1 protein-coding gene and 1 pseudogene are annotated in these 6,916 nt (G+C 34.6%); both read left to right on the forward strand.

Annotated features, from left to right (window positions below; genetic code table 11):
• The first annotated feature begins 2 nt into the window (after positions 1–2).
• Positions 3–1,841, forward strand: coding sequence for a PorP/SprF family type IX secretion system membrane protein (locus tag ABHQ57_RS12640; RefSeq protein ID WP_073183077.1), 1,839 nt, complete (start codon positions 3–5; stop codon positions 1,839–1,841).
• 48 nt (positions 1,842–1,889) lie between these two features.
• Positions 1,890–6,916: pseudogene (locus ABHQ57_RS12645) on the forward strand (hypothetical protein); the annotation flags it as partial.

Here is a 6,916-nt window from a genome sequence, read left to right on the forward strand (position 1 = left end):
GAATGATTAGAAAAATTACCTTACTTATTATATTGATATTAAATGTGTTTGTTATACAAGCGCAAACATCTGGTAATGAACAGCAATATAATAGCTTCAGTTCTCGTAACTTTATGAAGTTTAATCGCTTTTTAACCGTGCCAACATTTTCTGCATTACGAGAAAACAAAACATCTCTTTCAGCTATAGTAAGAAATAGTAACATAGATTTTGATGATAATCCCCGTTTATATGTGCTTACGTATTCAGGGAAAATGAGAGAAAATGTTGGAGCAGGAGTGGCTGTATATCAACAAGATGTAGGGTCGGTAAAAGATTTTGGAGCTATAGCAAATTATGCACATCGTTTACAGTTAAATGAAACGATGGATTTAACTTTTGGATTTAACTTTTTATATAGTAGAAGAAGTTTAAACTGGGGGAAGGTTCTAGTAACTGATGATGACGATACTTTTTTAAGTAATTATCAAGATGATCCTGTGGTTAATTTTCAACCAGCAGTAACGTTGTCTATTGGAAAGTTTGATGTTGGTGTCTTTTTCGAGAATTTAGTAGACTTTAATCTTAAAAAAAGTGAGATGGCAACCTCTTTTGGAGAAAAAACATTTTCGGGACATCTAATGTACTCTCATGAATTTACTTACGCATCAGGGCTTTTTGAAGGAGCTGATGTAAGATTCCTAGCAACCGCTAGAAAACCAGGGAATGATGATTTTGGTTTTGGAGGGAGCGCTATAGTAGATTTACCTAAAGCAGGTTGGGTTAAAGCTGGTTATGACAAAACATATGGAATTTCAGCTGGTGTTGGAATAAACCTTTCAGAAAATTTAGCGATAGGATTTAGTTACGAAAAAAGTAGTTTTGCAGCAACAAATGAAGTTGGACTTATTTATAATTTTGGTAAAAAAAGGTTTACAAGAGAACGACCTAAGAGGAGAACAGGAAATATTAAAGTAAACCTTCCAGAAAGAACACCTAAAAAAGAAATAGAATATAAAAACCCAGAACATAACGATTTATCTGACGAGATTCAACAAGCACAGGATTCTATTGATATACTAAATAAAAAGATAGATGAAGTATTACGAATACTGAAAAATCAACCGGCTCCTAAAGTAATTACCAATACTAATACAGTAATTATTAAAGATAGTGCTCAAACAAAAGATACCACATTAAGAAGAAGATCAAATAAACCATGGCGTAAGAGTACTGTAACTCGCTCTGGTGGAGGAGGAACTATGTATTATGTGGTTTCGGACCAATTTAGAAGTAAAGAAAATGCAGAAGCTTTGATAGATAAATGGGCCCGATTAGATATTGAAGCTAAGTATGTATTTGAACCTAATAAAAAATTATACTATGTATACATAGATAGGTTTGCTAAAGAAGAGGAGGCAGAAGAAAAGGTAGACGATTTTAATGATAAAACACGTTTATTTGAAAAGAATGATGAGAAAAAAGATAATTCTACAATAAAGGTTAATAAGACTACTAAAGACCCTGTGTACGTAGTTAAAATTACCTTAGGAGGAGAGCTTAGTAGTTATGAAGAGCCAAAAACTCAACCACCAGCGAGGGTTTATCCGATGCAGGCCGAAGGAGTTGAGCCCGGATATTATTTACGAGTATACGTAAATTCTCAGAAAGCATTAGCTGATAGAAATGTAGATGAATTAAGAAACGATGACATAGATGCAGATTATTTTGTAGATCCAAAAACAGGCTACATGCATATATATATATTTAAAACAACAGATAGATCGGAAGCGATTAAAATGTACAATACAAATTTAAATGGTGCTTTTTATGATCGTAAAGCAATCATTCAAATTAAATAATATAATAAAATAAAAGAACTTGATTAATTAATTTCCCCAATTGATATTATGAAGAGAATAATTACCCTACTAATAATTGTATTACAAACCTTTTTTTGCTTTTCTCAGGAGAAACAAAAACCAACATCAAAACCATCACAAGTAGTTTTAGATGAGACGGTAGGTTATGAAAAACTAATAAAAAGGCTTCCTAAAGAGAAGGCATTAAGACCGCCATCAACGCCTTATTTTGATCAGAGAGTTGTTAAGCCAGATGGAAGTTCAGGAGGTATTAATATTAAAGGTGATATTACGTTTATAGCCAATAATGTTTTAAGTATTGATCAATGGGGGTATGACCCAGAAGACCCTTACGATGGATCTAGTTCAAACGGAACTGTTAATATGCAGTATATTGACATTGATGGGGATTCTTCTACAGATTCATCAAGTTCAGATGAGTTAAACTTACCAAGTTGTTCTAGAGTAGTATATGCAGGATTGTATTGGGCTGGTGTTTATCCATACGAAACTTGGGGGGGACGAGAAAGTAGGAGATATAATCCATATCAAATAAAATTCAAATTACCAGGAGGAAATTATCAAGATATAGAAGCAGATGCGAGTGATGTTACAAAGAGGGAGCTAATTTATGATAATGGTGTTGCTTATATATGTTATAAAGACATTACTTCAGATATTCAAGGGTTAGCAACTGTAAACCCGGAAGGGCATAATGGTACTTATGTAGCAGCTAACATTAGAGCAACAAGAGGAAGAGATTATTCAGGTGGTCTAGGAGGTTCTGGAGGTTGGACAATGGTCGTAGTTTATGAAAACGAAACAGAGTCAAGTAAAAACATATCTATTTTTGATGGTTTTGCAGATGTACGTAATGGGAATAATGTAAATTTATCATATTCTGGATTTACAACAGTACCTGTAGGGCCAAACCCAGCGAACCCAGCACCAGTTAGAGCAACATTATTAGCCGCAGCCTTAGAAGGAGATAGAAGTATATATGGAGATAGATTTCAAATTAAAAATACAGCTGGTAATTTTATAAATCAATCTACTCCTAATACAAATCCAAGTGGTAATTTTTTTAATGGTAGTATTACTAGGTATGATCAATATGTAACATCACGAACCCCTGATAGTGAAAACACCTTAGGTTTCGATGCAGATTTATATCAGTTAAGTAACCCTAATAACAGTGTCATAACCAACGGACAAACTTCTGCAGAAGTAAAATTTACAACTAGTGGAGATGTGTACTGGCCTTTTTTAAATGCCTTGGCTGTTGAAATCATAGAACCAAAAGTACAATTAATTAAAACAATTGAAGATGCTAGTGGAAATGATATACAAGGCACACCTGTAGGTTTAGGAAATGAATTATTTTATAACATAAGCTTTCAAAATGTAGGAACAGATCATGCAAGAAATACAATAATTACAGATAGATTACCAAAAAATGTAGATTTATTAACAACTACAGCACCAAATGGCTCTGTTGCTCCAGATGGAACACGTTTTGATATAGATTTACCTCCAGGAGTATCTATAACAGCATACGATCCACCAAGCGCAGCTAATGATAATAGAGCTGAATTAGAGATTTCAGTACCAGATAATATGGTTTTAGAGGGAGGTGCCCTTTATAATATTCGTATGCACGTTCAAGTAGTAACAGACTGTAGTCAATTAAGAGATGTGTGTTCTAATGAAGTTAGAAATCAAGCTTTTGCCAGATACGAAGGAGTTAGAGGAGGAGTAGTTATTAATAATGAGCCTAGTTTTTCGGGATTAGATGATTGTAATTTTGGTATAGTTGGTACTTCAAACTTTTTAGTTGATACAAGTGGATGTTCTTTTGAAACGACACAAGTAATGTGTGGTTCTAGTATAACATTAACTGCTGGAGCAGGATTTGAATCATACGAATGGAGAGATGCCTCAGGTACTTTATTAGGAACTACTACAGTACCATCTTTTGATGTAACTAATGAAGGAACTTACACAGTTAATAAGATAGCCTCAGTAGCATCAGGATGTATAAATGCTGAAGAAACCATACATGTTGTAGGATATAATTCAGAACCAAATCCATTACAACCATTTGCAGACCAAGTATTAACTTGTGCAAGTAATGGAGAAGAGTTAGCTGAAGTTTACTTATGTGGTGATAGTGGTTCTAGAACTATTAATTTACCATTTGATACCTCTTCAGCTACAACAGTACAATGGTTTAAATTGGATGAATCTTCTTGTACCGATGTAACAGAATCAGGATGTCCTAATATAAATACAGGCTGTACATGGAATGAGGTAGGAAGCGGAGAATTTTCTAGAAACTTTGCAGATGCTGGAGAATATCGATTAGATGTTTTATATGATGGAAGATGCCCTAAAAGTTACTACTTCAATGTGTACAAAGCAACTTTAAACCCTTCCTTTATTACACAGGATATTTTATGTGGTAACAATGGGTCTATTACAGTAAACAATATACCAGCAGGTTATCAATACAGTTTAACAGGTCCAGGAGGTTATAATGCTCCTTTTCAAAATAGTAATGTTTTTTCAAATTTAACAGCTGCAGGAAACTATAACCTTTCAATTCGTGTAAGTAGTGCGTCTGCTGCTTCATGTACATATACTTTTCCTCCTATTAATATTCAGGAAAATGACATAGATATGGACGTCATTACAACACCTATGCAGTGTTTTAATGATTCAGCACAAATAAGAGTTCAAGTAAATAATGTTTCTGGAGATTATACATATGAATTATTACAAGGTGGAAGTGTAGTAGGAATAGAAGGTCCAACTGCTAATAACGATTTTACTTTTAATGTTACAGATGGTGGGGCTTACACAGTGAGAGTTACAACACCTCAGTGTACCGCTACAGAAACGATTGTTATTAATGAACCAGATGAGTTATTACTTACAGCATTAAAAACTAAAGATATAACTTGCGAATCAGGAAGTTCAGACGGAATTATTCAGTTAACTGCAAGTGGAGGAACATTAGACACATCGTCAGGTAATAATTATAATTTTGCTGTATGGACGAGTCAGGGAACAGATTTATATACAAACCCATCAGACATTCCTAATACTGCGTTTTTAACACCAGCAACAAACCCATACACCTACAATGTGCCTGTTGGTAGTGAAGGAATATATCGATTTATTGTTATTGATGATAATAACTGTTATACAATTTCAGACCCGGTAGAAATTACTGTAGAGCCAGAATTAGCTTTTACTCATTCAGAAACAGATGTAACTTGTAATGGTTTAACAGATGGAACTATTAATGTTAGTGTTAATGGAGATAATTTAGGATATGCAGTAGAATATAGCATTGATAATGCTACATGGAACACTACAGGTGCTTTTGATAGTTTAGATGATGGAACTTATACCATTTATATAAGGGCATCAAAAAATTCTTATCAGTGTTTATATGAAATTCCTAATGTAGTAATAAATGAGCCAGCACCACTTAATGGAGGAAGTGCTACAAAAACTGATTTAGAATGTAATACCTCTGGAGGAACTACCTTTGGTACTATAACCTATACAGCACCAACAGGAGGTACTCCTAATTATACATATTATTATAAGTTAAATTCAGCTGCAACTTATACATTAGCAGCAAATAATCCAGTAACAGGGCTCCCTGCAGGAACATACAACACAAGAGCAATAGACGCAAGTGGATGTATAATAGATCTAAATAATGTAACTATAAATGGTTTACCATCAGCACCAAATGTAACAAGTTCTGTGGTATATAATTGTGATGGTACAGGAAACGTAACAATAACAGCTACTCCTGCAGGAACATATACTTATACTTTAAACGGAAACTCAAATACTACGGGGGTATTTAATAATGTACCGGTAGGAGGATATACCGCTGAAGTAACTTATGGAGGTAGTTGTGTAGAAGACATTAGAGTTAGGGTAAATGCAGGAAATGAATTTTCAGGAAGTATTGTAGGCTCTACAGATAGTGAGTGTTATGGTTCAGATAATGGGTCAATCACAATATTAGCAAATAACGTTATAGGAGGAAGTTTTGAGTATTCGACAGATGGTGGAGCAACTTGGTCAATGACAGCCGATAACCCTTATAGAGTTGTAGGTTTAGCAGCGGGAACATATAATGTGTTTATAAGGGAAGCTGATGGAGGAGTGGCAAGTTGTGTAATTGATTTAGGTAATGTTACAATAGGGCAACCAGAAGAATTAACCTTAGCAGCATCGGTAACTCAAGAAGTAACTTGTAATATTGCAACAGGAACTATTACAGCTACTGCTACAGGAGGAATCCCTCCATACGAATATAGTATTGATGGAGGTGCTAGTTGGCATAGTAGCAATGTATTTAATAACGTGCCACCAAGAGCTACGGACTATGTTGTAATGGTTAGAGATAGTAGAAATTGTAACGAATGTGGTTGTACAGCTAAACTATTCCAAAATGGAAGCTTTGAAAGACCAGCAGAAACAACAACAAGATTCAGATTTTATAATGAAGATGATATACCAGGTTGGGATTCTACTGCGTCTGATAATCAAATAGAGCTTTGGCATAATGGATTTAATGGTGTTACCGCTTATGAAGGAAACTCTTTTGCAGAACTAAATGCTAACAGAGTATCATCATTATATCAAGAATACTGTACTCAACCAGGAGATATAATTACTTGGTCTGTAGCGCATAGAGGAAGAAGTGGTTTAGATAGAGCAACAGTGAAAATAGGAGGTGATTTAGCCACAGCCGGAGTTGTTGAAACCATGGAAACAAATAACACCGCTTGGAAAGTTTATACAGGAAGTTATACCGTTCCAGTAGGGCAATCAACCACAATAATTGCTTTTGATGCATTATCAACAGCTGGAGGAAATAACACTGTAGGGAATTTTATAGACGACGTACAAATTAATATTGCGAGTACAACTTGTGTACCTGTAAGTGTACCTGTTATAGAACCAAATACAGTAGATTTTGATTTAACACCTACATTATGTTATGATGGAAGTGGGAATGGTGAGATTCGTGTAGAAGTTACATC

Origin of the sequence: Tenacibaculum sp. ZH5_bin.1 (assembly GCF_042865525.1) — a bacterium.
Lineage (GTDB): Bacteria > Bacteroidota > Bacteroidia > Flavobacteriales > Flavobacteriaceae > Polaribacter > Polaribacter mesophilus.

Bases quoted from the DNA above. Each gene is read 5' to 3' on its own strand.
- ABHQ57_RS12640 (WP_073183077.1), top strand. From the start codon at position 3: ATGATTAGAAAAATTACCTTACTTATTATATTGATATTAAATGTGTTT.